This window comes from Paenibacillus sp. TC-CSREp1 (assembly GCF_050171015.1).
Lineage (GTDB): Bacteria > Bacillota > Bacilli > Paenibacillales > Paenibacillaceae > Paenibacillus > Paenibacillus silvae.
Genome location: NZ_JBNOKM010000006.1, coordinates 97,339 through 116,253, shown reverse-complemented (window position 1 = coordinate 116,253; position 18,915 = coordinate 97,339). Strand labels below are relative to the sequence as shown.

At 45.2% G+C, this 18,915-nt stretch carries 15 protein-coding genes; 13 read left to right on the top strand and 2 right to left on the bottom strand.

The genetic code is table 11. From position 1 onward, the window contains the following. Window positions 1–144 precede the first annotated feature (144 nt). The 5 genes from ACQSGY_RS10670 (at window position 145) to ACQSGY_RS10650 (ending at window position 6,202) form a co-directional block, all read left to right on the top strand. On the top strand, window positions 145–750 hold the full coding sequence (locus tag ACQSGY_RS10670; RefSeq protein ID WP_427051875.1) for a cupin domain-containing protein: 606 nt from the start codon (window positions 145–147) through the stop codon (window positions 748–750). 188 nt (window positions 751–938) lie between these two features. Next, window positions 939–1,598, top strand: coding sequence for a hypothetical protein (locus ACQSGY_RS10665; protein ID WP_427051874.1), 660 nt, complete (start codon window positions 939–941; stop codon window positions 1,596–1,598). 534 nt (window positions 1,599–2,132) lie between these two features. Then, window positions 2,133–3,722, top strand: coding sequence for a methyl-accepting chemotaxis protein (locus ACQSGY_RS10660; protein ID WP_427051873.1), 1,590 nt, complete (start codon window positions 2,133–2,135; stop codon window positions 3,720–3,722). Between the two features lie 24 nt (window positions 3,723–3,746). Further along, window positions 3,747–4,172 carry a chemotaxis protein CheW gene (locus tag ACQSGY_RS10655; protein WP_427051872.1) on the top strand — a complete coding sequence of 142 codons (426 nt, stop codon included), beginning with the start codon at window positions 3,747–3,749 and terminating at the stop codon, window positions 4,170–4,172. Window positions 4,173–4,183: 11 nt separating this feature from the next. Next, window positions 4,184–6,202 (top strand): chemotaxis protein CheW, encoded by a 2,019-nt coding sequence (locus tag ACQSGY_RS10650; protein WP_427051871.1) that lies wholly within the window; start codon window positions 4,184–4,186, stop codon window positions 6,200–6,202. Between the two features lie 157 nt (window positions 6,203–6,359). On the opposite strand, the gene ACQSGY_RS10645 is transcribed toward ACQSGY_RS10650, so the two are convergent. Further along, entirely contained in the window at window positions 6,360–7,250 is an 891-nt protein-coding gene (locus ACQSGY_RS10645; protein WP_111273383.1) for a LysR family transcriptional regulator, read from the bottom strand. Window positions 7,251–7,364: 114 nt separating this feature from the next. Here ACQSGY_RS10645 and zwf point away from each other — a divergent pair, with 114 nt between their 5' ends. From zwf to ACQSGY_RS10625, 4 genes are all read left to right on the top strand, one after another. Continuing rightward, window positions 7,365–8,888: a glucose-6-phosphate dehydrogenase gene (zwf, locus tag ACQSGY_RS10640; RefSeq protein WP_145401317.1), complete on the top strand. Its 1,524-nt coding sequence runs from the start codon at window positions 7,365–7,367 to the stop codon at window positions 8,886–8,888. A 43-nt stretch (window positions 8,889–8,931) separates the two neighbouring features. Next, window positions 8,932–9,597, top strand: a complete 666-nt coding sequence (gene fsa, locus ACQSGY_RS10635; RefSeq protein WP_184188416.1) for a fructose-6-phosphate aldolase — start codon at window positions 8,932–8,934, stop codon at window positions 9,595–9,597. Window positions 9,598–9,666: 69 nt separating this feature from the next. After that, on the top strand, window positions 9,667–11,085 hold the full coding sequence (gene gndA / locus ACQSGY_RS10630; RefSeq protein ID WP_145401319.1) for an NADP-dependent phosphogluconate dehydrogenase: 1,419 nt from the start codon (window positions 9,667–9,669) through the stop codon (window positions 11,083–11,085). Window positions 11,086–11,318: 233 nt separating this feature from the next. Then, the gene (locus tag ACQSGY_RS10625) at window positions 11,319–12,422 is read left to right on the top strand and encodes a metallophosphoesterase (RefSeq protein ID WP_427051870.1); all 1,104 of its coding nucleotides are present in this window, start codon (window positions 11,319–11,321) and stop codon (window positions 12,420–12,422) included. Between the two features lie 55 nt (window positions 12,423–12,477). Here the strand turns inward: ACQSGY_RS10625 and ACQSGY_RS10620 are convergent, their stop codons facing one another. Further along, window positions 12,478–13,509: a hypothetical protein gene (locus ACQSGY_RS10620; RefSeq protein WP_427051869.1), complete on the bottom strand. Its 1,032-nt coding sequence runs from the start codon at window positions 13,507–13,509 to the stop codon at window positions 12,478–12,480. Window positions 13,510–13,771: 262 nt separating this feature from the next. Between ACQSGY_RS10620 and licT the strand changes: the two genes are divergently transcribed. The 4 genes from licT (at window position 13,772) to ACQSGY_RS10600 (ending at window position 18,911) form a co-directional block, all read left to right on the top strand. Beyond that, window positions 13,772–14,614: a BglG family transcription antiterminator LicT gene (gene licT, locus ACQSGY_RS10615; protein WP_427051868.1), complete on the top strand. Its 843-nt coding sequence runs from the start codon at window positions 13,772–13,774 to the stop codon at window positions 14,612–14,614. A 191-nt stretch (window positions 14,615–14,805) separates the two neighbouring features. Next, window positions 14,806–16,725, top strand: a complete 1,920-nt coding sequence (locus ACQSGY_RS10610) for a beta-glucoside-specific PTS transporter subunit IIABC (RefSeq protein WP_427051867.1) — start codon at window positions 14,806–14,808, stop codon at window positions 16,723–16,725. A gap of 15 nt (window positions 16,726–16,740) precedes the next feature. Next, window positions 16,741–18,204: a glycoside hydrolase family 1 protein gene (locus ACQSGY_RS10605; RefSeq protein WP_427051866.1), complete on the top strand. Its 1,464-nt coding sequence runs from the start codon at window positions 16,741–16,743 to the stop codon at window positions 18,202–18,204. A 134-nt stretch (window positions 18,205–18,338) separates the two neighbouring features. After that, window positions 18,339–18,911, top strand: coding sequence for a 5' nucleotidase, NT5C type (locus ACQSGY_RS10600; protein WP_427051865.1), 573 nt, complete (start codon window positions 18,339–18,341; stop codon window positions 18,909–18,911). Window positions 18,912–18,915: the final 4 nt, after the last annotated feature.

Below are 18,915 nucleotides of genomic sequence, written 5' to 3'. Positions count from 1 at the left end.
AGGCTTCGTAAATCGTTTAGACTCGATGGATTATGGCAAGGCAATTTCTTTTAAGGTTGTACAGCTTGGATGCAGTATTAATCGTGGTTTTCTCCGCATACAGTACAACAACGAGATGTATGCCTAAGGAGGAGATGTTTCTTCATGATTAATCCGATCTTGCAATCCCCAAACGTTCCACTAGCCGCAGACTCCAATGCTGTTGTAAACTACCGAAGAGACCCGCAGAATTATGTCACACAGCTTTTTGGAGAACAGTTGCCAACCATTGCTAATGGTTTTTTTAACGTATATCTGAGCAAAGGCACTGTCGTGCAGCCTCATTGGCACACCAATGTAACGGAAATGGTGATCGTGATCACAGGAGAGATCACAGCTTCAGTGTTTAATCCTTTCACACGCGAACGCATTACATATTATCTGAAGCCGGGTCAGGTTTGTGTTTTCCCCAAAGGCTGGTTTCACTGGTTTATCGCAGAGACAGATGACGTGTATGTGCTGACCATTTTTGATCAGCCGACGCCTGATATTGTATTTGGGGCAGATTTTCTTGCTGCTACACCACCTGAGGTGGCTCATCGCGCATATTGTCTGGATGAAGAGGCTTACGCCAAAGCGGTTGCTTCAATTAAAAATGATGCAATTCTTGGCCCTCCGATTGGATGTGACAGTGCAGTTCTGGATCAATCCACGAAGGGAAAGCCTGCAGCGAAGCCTTTATCTACGAACACAATTGCACAGCCTGAATGAAACGCTTCAAACCTATGTTTAACTTCATCATTATTGACCAAAACCTGCGGCCACAGCCATCGGCTTGCAGGTTTTTGCATGAATGTTTAATATTGAATGGGATACTGCTTTGCAAGAGACGAGCCAGCATATCTCTTATCGCTTCGCAGAGAAGTCACACCATAGAAAGTGAGGCAGCTTAAATGACAATGTCAGAACATGAAATGCTTGAATTTTCTTTGAAATATGCCCCGATTGTCCTGTTTGATCGAAACGAACCGTTCTATCCTGACTTGGTAGGGGTCTCTTTGTTTGAACAGCCTGGACCATCCTCTTCTTTCCGCAGAGAGATTCAATTTCCGACCGAAATCGTTCAATATGTGATTGAATATGCAATTTGGTGGGATTATGAGATTGGTCATCTCTATGAGATGGAACATGTTTGGATTCATGTGGGACATGACGGGCAAGTCGTGGATTGTGAGGCCAGCTTCCATGGCAGAATATTACGAGGATTGTTAAAAGAGAAGACCAACCTGATGGGTCAGCGGGTATGCTTGTACTCTCAACCGGGGAAACATGCATTCTCACCGCTACCAGTGGTGTTTGAGTTACTGCCAAACCTGTATACAGCCGCCGGTCCTGATGCAGGAGAAGCAGGTTTGCTTGTAAATGAGATGTTTGAAGATTATTTTCAAACGAACGAGCAGATCGACCAGAAAGTGAAAGCTTATCTGCAAACAAAAGCCTTTATTCCAAGTATGGAATTTGAGGAGTACATATGGAAGCCGGAGATGTTTATAACTTGGGACAAGCTCTTCAAGCTCATTCCGAAGCGTATTGAGAAGTGTTTGGCAGAGCTGGAATAGAGATTAAAATGAATAATCAAGCTCTCTTTTGAGAGAGTTTGATTATTTTTTTTCTGAATCTAAATTTGGGTCTTTACTTTTTTTGGGAATTAAAATGATTACAAAAATGTAAAATTGTTATCCTGTAGCCAATCAAATGATAATAGACTTTGGTTTCCGTAAGGCGAAAGAACTATTAAGAGATATTAAGAAACGTTAAGGAACATTAAGAAATATAGTACTGGTATAAATAAAAAGTAGTGCGAAATGATCATATAACGAATTTGAGACAATATCTTTGGATAGGTCATATTTTTCGTGAAAACGAAAAAATAACGTGCGAATGAAATATAATATTTATACATATTAAAAATAAAAGAGTCTTTATATTCAAAAAAAATATGCATAAAAGTGAAAAATTACAAATATTTAAACAATCTATTCAGTTTTATTACTTTTATGTCGAAATAGATCGTATACTGTCTAGGGCTCGGCCTGGGAAGGGGCTAGAAAGCTAAACTACATAACTGGACAAAAACACTAGGAGGAGATCATATGAAATGGTTCAGTAATTTGAGAACAGCAACAAAGATTATTTCAGCATTTTTGGTTGTATCCTTGGTTTTGGCATCTCTAGGAATATATTCTATATTCACTTTGAGAGGCACGAATGATCGTATGGAGCAACTGTATAATGATAATTTGGTTTCAGTCAGAGAACTTACCTCCGCCCAAGTTGATTATCAAAGATTGCGGGTTAACATTCGTGATCTGAATTATGAAACAGCAGCAGCAGAACAAACGAGGGTCACTGAAAACATTGCTTCGATTCGTCAGAGCCTGGAAGAACGGCTTGCAACCTATCGGCCGCTTGCAACAACAGCAGAAGAGAGCGAATTGCTTCGCAAATTAGATAGTCAGTATGAAAATTACATGAAATTATATGATCAAGGTGTTACGCTTGCCCTTTCAAACGATGATGCAGGTTTTATCCAATTTTTGAAAGTGACTCTCAAACCGCCTGGTGACGAGGTTGTAAAAACAATGTCCAGTCTGGTTGAACTTAATGTAAATCTGGCAAAACAAAATAATGCAAAGTCCGAGCAGGCTTATAATAATGCTCTTACAGTAACCATTATCATGGTGGTGGGTTCTGTTCTCTTCAGTATCCTGATCGGATATATTATCTCTCGCTCCATCTCCAGACCGCTTATGGCAATGCTTGATCTGGCGACCGAAGTAGCTGGTGGTAATCTGACGTTGAAATCGGATGTCTCCAGTAAAGATGAAGTGGGTCAATTGGCAGTAGCGCTTAACCGTATGGTGGATAATCTGAGAATGTTAATCAACAACATTGTAATGAACTCCCAAAGTGTTGCGGCGTCCTCGGAGCAAATCTCCGCAAGCACACAGGAAATTGCAAGCACCAGTACAAGCCAATCCAGCGAAGCCAGCAACATTTCCGAATTGTTCAAGGAGTTGTCACTCGCGATTAATTCTGTGGCGGCTAGCGCTGAAGAAGCAGCAGAGCTGTCTAATGATACCGTAAAAACGGCACGTGAAGGCGGTCATGTGGTACAAACTTCACTCGAAGGCATGCAGGCCGTAAATATGAAGATGTCGAAGCTTGAAGAGGATTCACGTAAAATTGGCGACATTATCGAAGTCATTGACGATATTGCTGAACAGACAAACCTGCTTGCGCTGAATGCTGCGATTGAAGCGGCTCGTGCAGGAGAGCAAGGCAGAGGTTTCGCTGTTGTTGCCGACGAAGTTCGGAAGCTGGCTGAACGTAGTGGAGAAGCAACGAAAGAGATTACTACGATAATTAAATTGATGCAGGAAAATACAAGACAAAGTGTACAGGCTGTTGCTGACAGCGTAGAGCAGTCTTCCAAAACGGGAGTCGCTTTTGATCAAATTATTGAGATGGTGAACAGCTCATCACAGAAAGTGAATGAGATTGCGGCTGCATGTGAAGAAGAAGCTGCTCAGGCAGCCGAAGTTATGAGCTCGGTGGAATCCATCTCGGCTTCCAGTGAGGAATCAGCGGCTGCTTCAGAAGAAACCGCGGCAACTTGTCAGTCTCTGGCCCATCTGGCTGAAGAACTTGCGAAATCCGCAGCAGCTTTCAAAACACAGTAACTACAACGAATTGAGGGTGGAACGATGTCTTCACTTCAGAAAGAACAATATATTGAACTGGCTGTTGGCGCAGAGACCTGTGCAATTCGCATAGAAGAGATTCACGAGATTATCAAAATGCTCAGTATTACGGATATCCCGTTCAGCCGGCCTGAGATCAAAGGTGTCATGAATCTACGCGGTAAAGTTGTTTGTGTAATGAGTCTGCGCAGCTTGCTTGGCATGCCTGATGAACCTGAAACCAGAGCCGCACGAATTATTGTGGTTCGTTATCAGGAAGAATACATCGGTCTGATTGTGGATCGGGTCAATAAAGTGACGACCTATTCAGAGATTCATCCTCCCTCTGGAGGGCATGGGCGTCACCAGGAGGCATTCTTTCAAGGGATCGGTCAACAAGGAGACAAACTGGTAGGTATTTTGAAGCTGGATGAGATATTGGGCGGTTAGGAGGAATGCATATGATGATGGACTTGTCTGCCTACCGTGACATTTTTATCGAAGAACTGAACGATCAATTGGAACGAATGGATCAATCTTTACTTACGCTGGAGCAATCCCCTTCTGCTGAACTGGTCCAGACGTTATTCCGGGCAGCTCACACCATCAAGGGTTCGGCATCCACCATGGATTTTCGTGAATTAAGTGATCTCACTCATGAGGTGGAATTTGCACTGGAATGGGTTCGTTCCGAGAAGCCGGAAGTGACGGCAGAGCTGATTGATACCCTTTTTCGTTCGCTGGATGCGATGAAGGTGCTGCGTGATCAGTATGTGCGAGGGGAACCCTATACCGATGTTCGAGCTGTTGTGCATGAGATACATGCCTTGATTCGCAAACCAAAGCCGGATGTGAAGCTGCAATCTGCTGTGTTGAAGCCGATCACTGCAAATGCTGCACAGGAAGCCGTGCTGAATGGTCAGCAATTGTATGCTGTGCATGTACTGCTTCGAGAGGATTGTATGATGAAAGGGCCGAGATACCATATTCTCCGTAAGCGTTTGGAGGAAGGTGGCAGCACGGTGCTTTCGTGCTCTACAGAAGATACAAGTCTTGATAATCAGGATACAGGTGAACAGGATGAACACTATAGACAGTTTATCATGGTCATTGCTTCGTCATTAAGTGATAACAGAATTAACGAGGTACTTTCCAGTGATTCGGATATTCAGACCCTCGATGTGAAGCCTTACCTGCTGCATAGCAGTGAAACGGCAGCCACCCTGGAGCCGTCAAAAGCGGAGAACGAGGTACGGGTGAGTATCCCGGAACCCGTCTCGCCTTCAATTGAAGATAAGGCAAAGACGATGCAGCCTACAGTCCGGGTAAGTGTCGAGCGGCTTGATCATCTGATGAATCTGGTAGGTGAATTGCTGATTGATCAGACATCCTTGGCTGATCTGAGCAGCTCTGGTGCCCGGAAGGATACCTCAACGCTGCTTCAGAATATTGGTGGAGTATCGGATCATATGGGACGGGTCATCAAGGAATTGCAGGATGGGGTCATGAAAACACGTATGCTGCCGATCGATCAACTGTTTAACCGATTTCCGAGACTGGTACGTGACTTGTCACAGAAGCTGGGCAAAGAGCTGGAGCTTGTTATTCACGGAGGAGAGACGGAGCTGGATCGCATGATTATTGAGGAGTTAAGCGACCCGTTAATCCATCTCATTCGTAACAGTGCCGATCATGGCATTGAAAGTGAGCAGGTACGTGCAGAAAACGGGAAACCGGCCAAAGGTCGCATTACATTAACTTCATTTCATGAGGAAAATCATGTTGTCATCCGTTATTCGGATGATGGTAAGGGTATTGATGGCGAGAAGATCAAAGCATCTGCATTGGCTAAAGGCATCATCAATGAAGAGCAGGCTGCGCGATTGAATACAGACGAAGCAGTTCATCTGATCTTTGAGCCTGGTTTTTCCACAGCTTCGACAGTCAGCGATGTATCCGGCCGGGGTGTGGGTATGGATATTGTGCGCAGCCAGATCGGAAGGCTTAACGGCATCATCGATATTGATACGCAGGTGGGTGTAGGCACGACCTTTACGATTCGGCTGCCGCTAACCCTTGCTATTATCAAAGGGCTGCTGGTGAAGGTTTCAGGCCGTGTCATGATCCTGCCGATGTACAACGTAGCCGAGATTGTGCGAATTATGCCAGCCGATATTCAGATGATTCAGGGTCAGCAATCCATTCTTAATCATGGGCGTATTGTCCCCTTTTATCGCTTGAGTGAGAAGCTGAATTATGCCAATTCGGAGCGCCGCTCCAAAACGATTCCTATCGTCATTGTACGCTCGGTTGATAAAGTTGCAGCTTATGCGGTAGATGAGATCATCGGGAATCAGGAAGTGGTTATCAAGACACTTGGCACGTATCTTGGAGCAATGAACCATCTATCTGGTGCTACCATTCTGGGTAGTGGTAAAGTAGCTCTGATTCTGGACGCATCATATCTCGTAAGCCATTAAGGAAGCACCTATAGTAAGCATATACGTACGGTAGAAGCGCTTTTGTCCTTTTCCGTAAAATCATCATAGCCAGAAATAGAAAACAGCCACAAGTTCCGGTTAACCCTGGAATCTTGTGGCTGTTTAAGTTTATTAAAAGCTAAAAGGCCGGGGACTATCAAGTCTGTGCCTTGAAAATCAAATCCATAAACCGATTGGCAGCCGAGGAGATCGGCATGTTGCGTTTGGTCATGATTCCGACGTGGGAAGGCGGGAGTGGCACGTCCAGCTGAATCTCAAACAGGGAGCCGTCCTCCAGCTCTTTGGAGATGAACTCACGTGTGACGTAGGAGATACCCAATCCGCGGCGGGCGAACTCTATTAACAGATCAACACTACCGACTTCGATTTCAGGTTTCAATGTGTAGTTGTAGCTGTTGAACAGCTCGGTAATAGCCATTCGAACCCGACTGTTTCTGGAAAACAGGATGAGCTCATGCTCAAGCAACTGTTCAAGGGTTAGTACTTTTCCTTTCAATTGGGCATAACGCTCCCCTGCAACAAAGCAATCCTTGAGCTGAATGCTCTCGCGAACTTCAAGTTGAGGATCAACGATTGGCATGCGTACAACACCGAGATCAATTTTACCTTCCTTCAGAAACGTAATGACTTCTGGTGTCGTGCCATGACTTAAATGCAGCTTGATGTTAGGGTACTGAATATGGAATTCCTCAATGTACGATAACATGTAATGCTTGAACAGTGAGTCGCTGCCGCCGATCCGCAGTTCCCCGTTGTCCAGGTTTTTGAGTGCAGCCATTTTCTCTTCTGCGAGCGAGATCAGAATCTGAGACTGTTCGATATAGGAATAAAGACTAGCGCCCTCCTGAGTCAATGCAACACCTTTGGAATTTCGATAAAAGAGGGTGAGTCCAAAGCTGTCCTCCAGCTGTTTAATGGCATGGCTGACGCTTGGTTGTGTAATGTACAAAGCTTTGGCAGCCTGGGTTAGACTGCCCGTTTTGGCAGCCCAATAGAAGACTTTATATAACTCATAATTTGTTGTCATAGATATCGTCTATAGCTCCTGTGAAATATATTAATTACTTGTATAGCTATAAAACGTATTATAGTGTAACTACAGCAAAGAAACCAGAGTTACTTGGAAGGAGCACGGTAAGAGATGGAACCAACTACAATTGTTTTATTTGGAGCTACTGGCGATTTAGCCAAAAGAAAAATATATCCTGCCTTATATAATCTATATCTTGAGCGTAAGCTTCCAGAAACCTTCTCCCTGATCGGCCTGGGCCGCAGAGAGTGGTCGGATGAATTTTTCCAGGCTCAAGTGGAAAAATCTTTACATGAATTCTCCAGACGTCAGGGAGATCATGATTCGGTCAAATCATTTGTGAAAGCTTTCCGATACAGTGTATTGAATATCAGCCATAAGGAAGATTATATAAAGTTACTGCAATTGGTTGAACAAAGAGAGGCCGAGCTGGGCATTCCATCCAACCGTTTGTTTTATCTCTCTGTTGGACCCGAGTTCTTCGAACCGATTGCTGAAAATATTCAGTCAAGCGGCCTGGGCTCGACGCAGGGCTGGAAACGTCTTGTTATTGAGAAACCGTTTGGTCATGATCTGCAGTCTGCTCGTGACCTCAATCGCAAGCTGAGCGAATCCTTTACGGAGGAAGAAATTTACCGGATTGACCACTACCTGGGCAAACCGATGGTGCAGAAGCTGGAGACGCTGCATCAGAGTAACCCGATTATGAAGGCTCTCTGGAACAACCGTTACATCTCCAACGTACAAATTACTGCCAATGAGACTGTAGGCGTTGAAGAACGTGCATCCTATTATGATCATGTTGGTGCTGTTCGCGACATGTTCCAGAACCATATGCTGCAATTGCTGATGATGATGGCTATTCAGCTCCCATATAACAGCACTTCCGAAAATGTGGGACAGAAGAAAAAACATATCATGGAATCCATTCAGCCATTGCAGAAGCAAACGGTGGGTGCAAGTATCATTCGCGGACAGTATGCTGCAGGCAGCATCCAAGGCAAACCGGTACATGCATACACCGATGAGCCCGGGGTAGCGGAGAACACGATGAATGACACATTTATTGCGGCCAAGCTGCAAATTGATGATTTCTTCTGGAGAGGTGTTCCGTTTTACATCCGTACGGGTAAAAGAATGAAGGAGAAGTCAACACGAATCGTGATTGAGTTCAAGGAACCTTCTGGCCAGGGCCACCTGATCAAGAATAACGGCTCGAAGCCGAACCTGCTTGTGATCGAGATGAGCCCGGATCAAAGCATGACTCTTCAATTGAATGCAAGTGATCCTGAGAATAAAGGTGAATTCAAGCCGGTTCACATCGATCTTGCTCCAGATCAGGGAGATCTGGCCGAGGCTTATGAGAACCTGATTCGCGATGCGCTGCATGGCGATCCAACATTTTTTGCACATTGGGATGAAGTTGAGTTATCATGGGCTTGGGTACAGCCAATTCTGGATGCATTTAATGAAAATCTTCTTCCGCTTCACTTATATGCTGCAGGAAGTTATGGTCCTGCGGAATCGGATGCCATGCTGGAAGCAGATGGTCACCACTGGTGGTTTGATGAGCCATCTGAACTGATTTCCGAGGAAGACAGCGACGTACCAATAGCAGTTAACGGCAACATCTAATTAAAAAAACGAAAAAACCAAAATAATCGGAGGTAATTCAGTCATGAAATTTTTTATTGATACAGCTAACGTGGAAGACATTCAAAAAGCATATAAAATCGGTGTATTGTCCGGTGTAACAACCAACCCTTCTCTGGTAGCCAAAGAAGGCGTGAAATTCGAGGATCGCATCGAAGAGATTTTGAAGCTTGTACCTGAAGTTGAGTCCGTTTCTGCTGAAGTAACGCCTGACGCACTGACTGCTGAAGAGATGATCGCACAAGCCAATGAATTGATTAAAATCAACAACAATGACAAAAATATTACGATCAAACTGCCAATGACACTTGCAGGTCTGGAAGCTTGCCGCTACTTGACTAAAAAAGGTGTTAAAACAAACGTGACATTGATCTTCACTGTGAACCAGGCGCTGCTTGCAGCTCGTGCAGGTGCAACATACGTATCCCCGTTCCTGGGTCGTCTGGACGACATCTCCGAAGATGGCGTGCAGCTGGTATCCAAAGTGGCTGAACTGTTCCGCACACATAACCTGGATGCTCAGATCATTGCTGCATCCGTGAGACATCCGGATCACGTTACACGTGTAGCGATGGCTGGAGCACATATTGCTACAGTTCCATTTGCAGTCATCGAACAAATCTCCAAACACCCGCTGACAGATCAAGGTATGGAGAAATTTGCAGCAGACTGGAAAAAAACAGTACAATAAGCTGCGTGTTGAACGTGAACAAGCTTTAACTAAACATATATATCATTCATGGAGTATTGGGAGGACATAATGAGTAAACAACAGATTGGTGTTATTGGACTTGCAGTAATGGGGAAAAACCTTGCTTTTAACATTGAAAGTAAAGGCTTCTCAGTAGCGGTATTCAACCGTTCCCCTGAGAAAACGCATGATCTGCTGAAGGAAGCAGAGGGTAAAAACCTGATTGGCACGTTCTCGATTGAAGAGTTCGTAGCTTCTCTGGAGTCCCCGCGCAAAATTCTGATCATGGTGCAGGCAGGTAAAGCAACAGACGCAACGATTGAGCAGCTGCTTCCACATCTGGATCAAGGCGACATCATCATTGATGGCGGTAATGCTTATTTCCCTGACACTCAGCGTCGCAGCAAAGAGCTGGAAGCAAAAGGCTTCCGCTTCATCGGCGCAGGGGTATCCGGTGGTGAGGAGGGTGCTCTGAAAGGCCCTGCGATCATGCCTGGTGGTCAAGAAAGTGCTTATGAACTCGTAGAGCCGATTCTGACAGCAATTTCAGCTAAAGTGGGCGACGATGCATGCAGCACGTATATCGGACCAGACGGTGCGGGACACTATGTGAAAATGGTTCATAACGGTATTGAGTATGGTGATATGCAGTTGATTGGTGAGGCGTACCACTTGCTCAAATCTGTATTGAACGTTTCTGTAGAGGAACTGCATGAAATCTTTACAGAGTGGAACAAAGGTGAACTCGACAGCTATCTGATCGAGATTACAGCTGACATCTTCTCCAAATACGATCCGGAAACAGGCAAACCGATGGTTGATGTCATTCTGGATGCGGCTGGACAAAAAGGAACAGGCAAATGGACAAGCCAAAGCGCGCTGGATCTCGGCGTACCGTTGTCCATGATTACGGAATCCGTATTCTCCCGTTTCTTGTCAGCCATGAAAGACGAGCGTATCGCGGCAAGCAAAATTCTGAACGGACCTAAAGCCGAAGCCTTCTCCGGTGACAAAAAAGCATTCATCGAGAGCGTGCGCAAAGCGCTGTTCGCAAGTAAAATCGTATCCTATGCCCAAGGCTTCGCACAGATGCGTGCTGCATCTGACGAGTATGGCTGGGATCTGAAATACGGCAATATCGCGATGATCTTCCGCGGCGGCTGCATTATCCGTTCGCAGTTCCTGCAAAACATTAAGGAAGCATACGACAAAGACGCAGCGCTCAAAAACCTGCTGCTTGATCCATACTTCCAAAACATCGTGGAATCCTATCAGGATGCGTGGCGTGAAGTTGTTGCAGCTGCGGTGAAACAAGGTATTCCGGTACCAGGCTTCTCCAGCGCATTGTCATACTACGACAGCTACCGCACAGAGCGTTTGCCAGCAAACCTGCTGCAAGCACAACGTGACTACTTCGGTGCGCACACATTCCAACGTGTGGACAAAGAAGGTTCATTCCACTTCCAATGGATGGATACTAACGAGTAATAACGAAATAAATACACCTCTTCCCACACTTCCCTTTGAGTATGCTTACTCATCGGAGGCGGAAGAGGTGTTTTATTGTTTCAAATTTAAACATCATCAAATTGTAATAAAATGTACCTATCTGTAGTTTGCAAAAGATGCTGGAACACCTCTATTTAAGTTATACTAGTTCAGACGGAGTAGTTTTCGTTAAAATAGTATATTACTTTTTGAACGTGGAGGTCAGGCCAGGCATGTTTGTACTCGTAGGTATTCTGTTTTTGCTCGTATATGGATTATTAGTATTCTACATAGGCTGGAGCGGCTGGAGCTGGATGAAACCTGTTGTGGCGGCAAGATTCCGTTGGTTGTATGTTACAGGGCTTGTGTTCCTGGCAGTTTCCTTTATTCTGGCTCGTCTGTTTGGCAGTATTTCGTTTCTTGGCATTATCGGTTCCTATTGGCTGGCAGTATTCTCGCTATTACTTCTCATTCTGCCGGTTGTGCATCTGACGCTTTGGCTGCTTCGATTGACACGTATTCCACGGCATCACGCGCACAAATGGGCTGGAGTTGTTACGCTGGTGCTGCTCGTTACAACGATGGGGTATGGTATTTATAACGCGTACAGCCCGGTCGTCAGACAATACAACATTCAGATTGATAAAAAGGTAGAGGGGATCGACAAGCTGAACATTGTGATGGCGGCCGATATGCATTTTGGTCTATTGTCAGGCCCTGCCCATGCGAAACGTATGGTGGAGGAGATCAATTCACTCAAGCCGGACCTCGTTTTATATCCTGGGGATTTGATAGATGACAATCTGGTGATGTATGAGAAAAGTGGAATCGCGGACATCATTCGTGACATCCATGCACCTTATGGTGTATATGCTTCACTCGGGAATCATGACAAATTCGACGGACCGGTCGAGGAGCTGATTGCAGCACTGGAGAAAAGTAATATGAAGGTGCTGTATGATGACAAGATCGTTCTGGATAACCAAATTACGCTGATTGGACGCAAGGATCGAACCGAACAGGATCGGGCAGAGGTCGCAGAACTCATGAAAAATACGGATCTGAACCAGCCTGTCATTATGATGGATCATCAGCCTTATGATCTGGATATCGCTGAGCAGAACAAGGTGGACCTGGTTGTATCCGGTCACACTCATCGGGGCCAGATTGCACCAGCCCAGTGGATTACAAAGGCCATCTATGAAAATGACTGGGGTTATCTGCAGAAGGGCTCTATGCATTCCATCGTTACCTCAGGCTTTGGTTTCTGGGGACCTCCGATCCGCACAAGCAGTCGTTCCGAGATTGTACAGATTAATGTGACCTTTGGGCAATAACAAAAAGCCCCTTCGTGGCGGAAGGGGCCTCTTTGCTTTTTCTACAAACGTGAAGTTAGTTTCTTACCCCAATTGCGGGAACAGCTTCAAACGAATAAAAAGCACCCTTTTTGTTGATTTTACCTACGATTGTAGTGGCTCCTTTTTTCTTAAAGGTGTATTCATTATCTTGGATATGAACAGAATAACCTTTTAAATTCAGGCCAAAGATCGATTTTACTTTAGGTGCTGCAACGGAGAGTGCTTTACTTTTACTCAGCTTAGGTTTAGCAAAAGACTTTTTGAAATCAGCATCATTGTTCCAGTCCTTGCCCAGTTCGTTTTCCACCTTCCACACCTTGCCGGTGTTACTTCCAATGTGTACGTAATTCAAACTGCCGTCATCCTGATATTTCCAAAGTGTATCGTTGTTTGCTTTGGTAAGCAGCGCATAATCGAATGGTTTCACGGTGGATATGCCAAGTGTTTTGAGCGAGTTCCGGGCTTTATTGTTTAGGGCAGCTCGTGCATCCTTTATTTTATATTGAATACTTGCTGACATTTGGTTGTTGTGATCCAGATCAACGTACAGACTTTGATTAGGCCCCCAGATGACCCAGTAATTTTTGAGTCCTCCTTCGTTCACTAATTGATTTACCCGCCAGAAGCCCTCAACTTCGAATTTTTTGTCTTTATCGAAAGTGTTCAGAAAAGCAGTTATTTTGGTGCGTAAAGCTTCATCCATGACTTTATTGAGATCATCGGCTGCATAACTAATCAAAGTGGAAGTAACTTGTCCCTTTTTGGGATCATAGCGTTGAGAGACATCAGCCTTGGCTGTGCCGGTCAATGTGCCATCAATGTGCCATTCATTATATGAAGCATCTACAAATGAAGTATCTACCGATGTAAATTGTATCGTTTGTTTACCAGCCAATTTTGTGATCGCATCCGTTAACAGCTTTGTTGCTTTTTTATCCAGTTTCAAAGTGCTTTGCTCATCCTGAACAGTCGATGATTCATTGGATTGAGCGTATGAGATGGGAGCTGTGGACAACAATAGTGTCATAGAAGTGATCGCTGCGGTTATAGAAACAAATTTTTTCAAGGTTATTCCTCCTGTTTACATCAATGTGATGGTATTAGATATTCATGCCTGGATACACTATTAACGTGGATGAAAAGGAAAATGTTGCATATATTTTTATTTTAACCTTATGCCCTCAGTTGACACCGTTTTCAGTTTGTGCTAAGCTGATTGCGAGGCTTGTTACCGGTAATGCGGGCAAAACCACAATGGAAATGATTTTATTATTTCTGTTTTGGTTTTGCCCTTTTTTATGTCTCAAAAAAAATCAGGTGGGTCCATTATGATTATTAAACAGATATTTAATAACAATATCGTCAGCACCGTGGATGATAAAAATCAGGAATTGCTGATCCTCGGCCGGGGCATCGGATTTAAGTTCAAAGCAGGTGATGAGATTGACGAAGAGCGAATTGAAAAGGTGTTTCGTCTTCAGGATGCATCCATATATGAGAAGTTCAAATCCATCGTAGCCGAAGTGCCCATTGAAATTCTGCAGGCAACCGATGATATCGTAACGCTGGCGCGAACACAGCTGAGTAAAACGATCAGTGACGGAATATACGTTTCCTTATCTGATCATATTCATTTTGCAGTACAGCGGCTTGAAAAGGGCATGATTACACGTAATCCGCTTTCTTGGGAAGTACAGCATTTCTATAAGGCAGAATATGATGTAGCAAGAGAAGCATTGACCTTGCTGAAAGAGCGACTGGATATCGAATTCCCGAAAGACGAGATCTGCAACATTGCCCTGCATTTCATCAATGCGGAAGTCAACGACTCGATGAACGATGTTACACATCTGATGCAGCTGCTGCAGGAAATTATGAACATTATCAAATATCACTTTAACGTCGAACTGGATGAGGATAGTGTGAACTATTTCCGTTTTATCACACATCTGAAATACTTCTGTCAGCGAGTCATTACACATTCGACTCATGATGATGCGGAGGAGTATCTATACGAAGTGGTTCGGAAAAACTATCCGGAGACCTTCAAGTGTATTGGCAAGATCGAGACGTTTATCCATAAAAATTATGAATACGACATGACTCACTCCGAGCAGCTGTACCTGACATTACATTTGGAACGTCTAATGAGAACCAAACGGGAAACGTAACGTTTACCAAAAGGTTATAGGTTATAATGAGCAGCTTCATGAGGAGGCGCGGTTGAGCGTCACATCTTACAGTTTCATATTCAATGGGCTTGTTACTGTTCAATCAGGCAATACCCGAATGAAAGTACGCAGGTACCTCTGCGTAGTTTTGTTCGGGTTTTTTTTTATGGGGAAAATAAGGAGGAAATCAGATGAAACATCAAGACACGGCACAGCAAATCATCAAAGCTGTTGGTGGAAAAGACAATATCAACTCGGTATATCACTGTGTTACCCGGCTGCGATTTGATCTGAAAAGCAATGATCAAGTCGACAACACTGCGCTGAAACAGCTGGATAAAGTGATGGGCACCAACATTTCGGGGGATCAGTTCCAAGTCATTATCGGGAATGATGTGTCCAAAGTATTTGATGCGATGGTGAAGGAAGAACCGTCCATTCAGCAAAACGCAGACAACAAGCAGCCTAAACCGGAAAAAAGTAAAAATGTGATCCTGAACATCTTCGAAACGATTGCAGGTGTGTTTGCTCCCATGCTCCCGGCCATTACGGCCGCAGGTATGCTGAAGGGGCTGCTTGCTCTGTTCGTTTCGCTCGAGTGGATGTCTGCGGGAACAGATACGTATCGCATCCTGTCCGCCATCGGCGACGGTGTATTTCATTACTTGCCTCTGTTGATTGCCGTCAGCGCTGCACGCAAGTTTGGCAGCAATCCATTTGTGGCGATTGCGCTGGGTACGGCGTTAATGTATCCCGACATGGGAACCCTGCTCTCCGGCGGAGAATCGGTTGCGTTTCTTGGCATTCCGGTAACAGCCGTAAGTTATGCTTCATCCGTTATTCCGATTTTACTGGCAGTATGGTTGATGTCTTATGTTGAGAAATGGGTGGATCGAATCATCCCCGCCGCGCTCAAGCTCTTGCTTGTGCCACTGATTACGCTCCTAATCATGGTTCCAGTTACACTGATTGCGATTGGTCCATTGGGTACATTTGTTGGTAACGGTTTGTCCGGTGGTATTAACTGGCTTTTGAACGAAGGTGGCTTGATCGCCGGTATCGTACTGGGCGGTGCCATGGCATTGATTATCATGACAGGTATGCACTATGCGCTGGTACCCATCATTTTGAGTAACATTGCTACATTAGGCTTTGACAAATTCCTGCCTTTGACGTTCATTTCAAACATGGGTCAAGCTGGCGCAACACTCGGTGTGTTTTTCCGTGCCAAAGATAAGAAACTCAAAACGGTTGCCCTGTCCACAAGTTTCACGGCTCTGATGGGGGTAACCGAACCGGCAATGTACGGGGTTAATATGAAATACAAAAAGCCATTTGCGGCTGCGATGATCGGGAGTGCAGTAGGGGGCGGCTTCGCCTTGGCTTTTGGCGCGAAAGCATATGTACTCGCAGGTAATGGCGGACTTCCAGGATTGCCATCTCTTGTTGGACAAACGTTCCTGTATTCCTTCGGGGGCATGATTATCGCATTTGTTGTAGGTACGATTGTATCCATCCTGTTCGGGATCAAGGAAGAACAAGGTGACGCCGAGGAACTGGCCAGATTCACGCCAGGTGCGTCTAATGCATCTGCAGAAACGGCAGCCAAAGATGCATCAACTGTCAATACGGATGATCTCGGTGTTCCTTCACCAACGGGAGATGCTATGGCTTATGCTCCGATGACGGGAAAAAGCATTCCGTTGCAAGAAGTGAATGATCCGACTTTTGGTGATGAATTGATGGGGAAAGGTGTTGCGTTTGTTCCTTCCTTGGGTGAACTGGTGTCTCCCGTTACAGGCACCGTAATGAATGTGTTCAAAACCAAACATGCGATTGTTATCCGCAGTGATGAGGGCATGGAGCTGCTCATTCATGTTGGCATCAACACGGTGAAGCTGCGCGGACAATATTTTGAAGCTCATGTCGCAACAGGAGCACGCGTACAAGCTGGTGATCTTTTGTTAACCTTTGACCTGGATGAAATCGCGAAGCAATACGATATTACAACCGCCATGGTTGTGACCAATACAGCGGACTATCGAGAGATCGTTCCCGTACAGCCGGGAGATATACAGATGGGTGAGAAGGTTTTGACAGCGAATTTGTAATAAGGAGAGATGGATATGAACAATCGACAAGGGTTTCCCGAAGGTTTTCTGTGGGGCGGTGCTATTGCTGCCAACCAGGCCGAAGGGGCATTTGATGCCGGCGGTAAGGGCTGGTCTACGGCAGACATGGTTCCTTATTTTGAGAAAAAGGATTATACGAATCTGCGTGAGTTGATGCATGTGACAACTGCCAAGGTCGAGAAAGCGATGGCACATCACAGTGCGGAGGGTTATCCGAAGCGGTATGGCATTGATTTTTATCACCGTTTCAAAGAAGATATCGCCCTGTTCGCCGAGCTTGGTTTCAAGACGTTCCGTCTGTCGATCAACTGGCCGCGCATTTTTCCGAATGGTGATGATCAGCAGCCCAACGAAGAAGGACTTCGTTTTTATGATGAGGTATTCGACGAGCTTCGCAAGTACAATATTGAGCCATTGGTCACCCTCTCCCATTACGAGATGCCGATGTCGCTTGTGCTGAAGTATAATGGCTGGACAAGCCGCGAGGTCATTGCTCATTTTGTGCGATATGCGGAGACTGTCATGAACCGTTACAAAGATAAGGTGAAATACTGGCTGACGTTCAACGAAATCAATACAACGATTATAGAGCCTTTTACAGGCGGAGGCATTATTGAGGATCGGGTGCAGAACGTCATGCAGGCTTCTTATCAGGCGCTTCATCATCAGTTTGTTGCAAGCAGTCTGGTGACGGAGAAAGCACGACAGATTAACCCGAATTTTCAGATTGGTTGTATGCTGGCCCGTATGATCCATTACCCGGCTACATCGAATCCGGATGATGTGCTGCAAGCTCAAATCGACAATCAGCTCAACCTGCTGCACACGGATGTACAAGTTCGCGGAAGTTATCCGGCATTTATGAATCGCTACTGGTCAGATCACGGAATTAACGTGGTTATGGAGCCTGACGACGAGCAAATATTACGTGAGCACACCGTAGATTTTATCTCATTTAGTTATTATACGTCTCTCGTATCTGCGGTGAATCCTGAGGATTATGGGGTTACAGGCGGGAATCTGTACAGTACGATCAAAAACCCGAACCTGGAGCGTACGGAATGGGGATGGCAGCTGGACCCGGTTGGACTGCGTATTGCACTGAAGGAACTGTACGATCGTTATCAATTACCCCTGTTTGTTGTGGAAAATGGACTCGGCGCTAAGGACAAGCTCGAGCAGGACGGCTCCATTCAGGACGATTACCGGATTGACTACCTCCGTAAACACATTACACAAATGAAGGAAGCTGTCATGGATGGTGTAGAACTGATGGGTTATACGAATTGGGGAGCCATTGATATTATCAGTGCATCCACCTCGGAAATGTCCAAGCGTTATGGTGTAATCTATGTAGATCAGGATGATCACGGAAAAGGGACATTGAACCGATTCAAGAAAAAAAGCTTCGGCTGGTATCAGAAAGTAATTGCTTCAAACGGCGAGAATCTGGATTGATATGGGACGAATCAGCTTTGCTTCGTGGTATTTTGCCGCGAAGCAGAGCTTTTTTTGTATTTATATACATGAAAAATGAATGACGATATAGCAGACGAAGTGGTATACTGTGTTCGTATCAGGGGGGAATAACGATGACAAAACCTATGATTGCCGTGGATATGGATGACACGATCTGTCATCTGGTCAAACGGGCGATATACCATAACAATATCAGTTACCCGAGCCACCCGCTTCAGTATGAAGATATGGTGCACTGGGATACTACCCATTTGCGTCACCCGGAAAGTACACATGAAGTGTTCTATGGCCGGCCTGGTCTGTTTGAGGAGCTCGAGCTTTATGACGAGTACGTGGTGGAAGAATTGAGCAAGATCAACGAGGCGTATGACCTGATTATTGTGACTGCGGCAGAGCCCAAAACGGTCCTGGAAAAGTGGAATTGGCTGCAGAAACACATGCCGTTTATTACGCTTGAACAGTTTATAACGTGCAAACGCAAAAATCTGCTGGCCTTCGATCTTTTGATTGATGACGGACCGCATAATTTGATTCCGGCTTTTGAGAGCGGACGGAAAGTGATCTGCATCCCGCATCCATGGAACAAGCAGCAGCTCGAGCACTACGGGTTTCCGCAAATGTCTTCCTGGAAAGATGCGAAACTGTACATTGATGAGCTTTTACAGCCTCAAGGTCTTCATATTTAACATG